The organism is Ramlibacter sp. (assembly GCF_028292805.1).
Classification (GTDB): domain Bacteria; phylum Pseudomonadota; class Gammaproteobacteria; order Burkholderiales; family Burkholderiaceae_C; genus Ramlibacter.
In genome coordinates this window covers 1-2,528 of record NZ_JAQGLS010000248.1, presented here as the reverse complement: position 1 = coordinate 2,528, position 2,528 = coordinate 1, and the positions used below count along the sequence as shown (strand labels likewise).

The 2,528-nt window shown below is 69.1% G+C and carries 3 protein-coding genes; 2 read left to right on the top strand and 1 reads right to left on the bottom strand.

The genetic code is table 11. The features are described 5' to 3' along the window. Positions 1–274 (bottom strand): hypothetical protein (locus JWP65_RS15615; protein ID WP_299765339.1); only part of this gene is annotated, 274 nt, incomplete at its 3' end. 412 nt (positions 275–686) lie between these two features. On the opposite strand from JWP65_RS15615, the gene JWP65_RS15610 reads away from it, so the two are divergent. Both JWP65_RS15610 and JWP65_RS15605 read left to right on the top strand, forming a co-directional pair. Then, a complete protein-coding gene (locus tag JWP65_RS15610; protein WP_299765337.1) occupies positions 687–1,694 on the top strand; it encodes a methyltransferase in 1,008 nt (335 codons plus the stop codon). 91 nt (positions 1,695–1,785) lie between these two features. Continuing rightward, the coding region (locus JWP65_RS15605; RefSeq protein ID WP_299765335.1) for an iron-containing redox enzyme family protein at positions 1,786–2,528 on the top strand (743 nt) is incomplete at its 3' end.

Here is a 2,528-nt window from a genome sequence, read left to right as displayed (position 1 = left end):
TGCCCGCGCCCGGCCCGGCCCCCGGTGCGTTGCCGGAGGCTATCTCGCTTTCGGGCCCGTGCACACTGTCGTCGCGGCTGAAGTCCTTCTTGTGGTGGAGCTTGTGGTGGTGGGCGCGCACGTGGCGCTTGCGCTCGGTGTCGCTCATGCCCGGGTCCTGCCGCACCAGCGCGTGGCCCGGCGGCAGCGGCGGCGGCGCCACGGTCTGGGCCTGCACGGCGGCGGCCAGGCAAGCGGCTGCCATGAAGGCCAGCCGGTCGATACGAAGGGTCATGCGGATACTCCTGTGTTCATCTCGCTTCGTAACCAGCTGGCTACGCGGTCTGGACGTCTGCTTACACACTGGCTTGCCCTTCGATGCGGCGTCCTTGCTGGCACGGGGCCACAAGTTCCCCTTGTTCGCGGGGCCGTGCAGAAACGGTGTTTCAAGCTGTGTGTTTCAAACTTCACCGGATGTTGGATTTGTAAGTGGACTGCATTCGACAGTTGCACTCGCATTCGCCCGTAGGACGCTGCCTACTGCAGAGGCTCGCGTGTAGCAAAATGTATCTGCAGAACGGGCGCAGCCGCGGACGATTGACGCCAGAAACCGGGGCACCTTGCGTCCTGCGCCTACACGGCCAGTCCGCAGAGCTTGGCATCGTTGCGCTCGACGCTCTGCCCCCCAATCACCCGCCCGCACTCGCATGAGAACCCCCACCGCCCCCGAAATCGCGTTGACCGAGTCGCTGCTGCGGCTGGCCGCCTGGCTGCAGTCGCGGGGCTACGCCTTCACCACCGTCACCCCGGCCACCCAGGCTCGGGTCAACGCCCGCCCCGGCAGCGCGAAGGCGCGCGGCCTGCGCGACGTGTTCGGCTGGAGCCGGCCATTTCCAGCCACGCTGCTGCCGCCCGAGGCAATGGACTGCCTGCACGCGGGCCGCCTCCTGCAGGACGCGGGCGGTGGCCTGCTGCGCAGCGCGGTGCGCTTCTCCACGCTGGAGGGCCAGTTGTTCGCCCACTCCGCCTATCCGACGACGGCGGAGGACGCGGTGTTCTTCGGCCCGGACACGGTGCGCTTCGTCGCCTTGATCGCCGACGAACTGCGGCGCCAGCCGCTGGCGCCGGGCGGCGTGGTGCTGGACCTAGGCTGCGGCGCCGGCCCCGGCGGCATCATGGCGGCGCGCGCCGCCGCCGCGCAGCAGCCACGGCTGGTGCTGTCGGACATCAATGCCAAGGCCTTGCGCTTCGCCGCCGCCAATGCGGCGCACGCGGGCTGGAGCATGGCCAGGCTGGCGCAAGGCGACCTGTATGGCGCAGTCGAAGGCGCCTTCGACCTGATCGTCTCCAACCCTCCCTACCTCAACGACAGCAAGCAGCGCGCCTACCGCCACGGGGGCGGCCGCTTCGGCGAAGCGCTGTCGGTGCGGATCGTGCGCGAAGGCCTGCCCCGGCTGGCGCCCGGCGGCCGGCTGGTGCTGTACACCGGGGTGGCGATGGTCGACGGCGAGGATCCACTGCTGCAAGGCTTGCGCGGCAACCTGGACGAGCGGGGCTGGCCATGGAGCTACCGCGAACTCGATCCCGACGTGTTCGGCGAGGAGCTCGACCAGCCCGCCTATGAGGAGGCGGAACGGATCGCCGCCGTCGCACTGGTGGTGCAATGCCCGCCTGCGGCCGAGCCAACCACGCAGCTTTCTCCTGCACGGTCGTAGGCCCCGCCCCACGAAGGGGCGCGAGCTCTCCCGATAGCGGGGCTGCGGCGCCGGCCCCAGAGTGGGACCATCCAAACCAGGCGCAAGACCAATGCATCTCGGACAACAAGAATGGCGACAGGTGCAAGCTGCCGCCTGCGATCCGCTCAAGGCCCTGTACCGGCGGCTGGCCGATCGGGAGCCGGACGCCGCCACCCGCGCCGATGCAGCCGCTTTCCTGCGCGGCAAGCTCGCAGAGCTGGAACACGCACCCGCCGAATTGCCCGCCAGGCCCGACGCCCTGGTCGCCTGGATGGAGGAAAACACCCGCGCCGTGCATTCCCTCTACGCTGCCTACCTCGAGCAGCGCAAGGCCGGCGGGCCGCGCCGCTATTTCGGCAACCGCGCGCACGCGCTGTACGTGCTGCGCTCGGTGGCGCCGACCAAGCTGGTGGACGGCGCCTGGCTGTACGGACTGATGGCGCACTGGCAGAACCCGCGGCTGGGCGACCTGGTGCGCACCTACGTGGAGGAACTGGGCGAAGGCGCCGCCGACAAGAATCATGTGGTGCTGTACCGCAGCCTGCTTTCGCGTTACGCCCTCGATCCGCTGGACGATCTGGCCGACGGCCTCTACGAACAAGGCGCGATCCAGCTCGCCCTGGGCTGGAACGCGCAGGAGTTCCTGCCGGAAGTGGTTGGCTTCAACCTCGGCTACGAACAACTGCCGCTGCACCTGCTGATCACCGCCTACGAGCTCAACGAGCTGGGGCTCGACCCGTATTACTTCACGCTGCACGTCACCGTGGACAACGGCGACACGGGACACGCGCGTCGAGCGTGCCAGGCCACGCT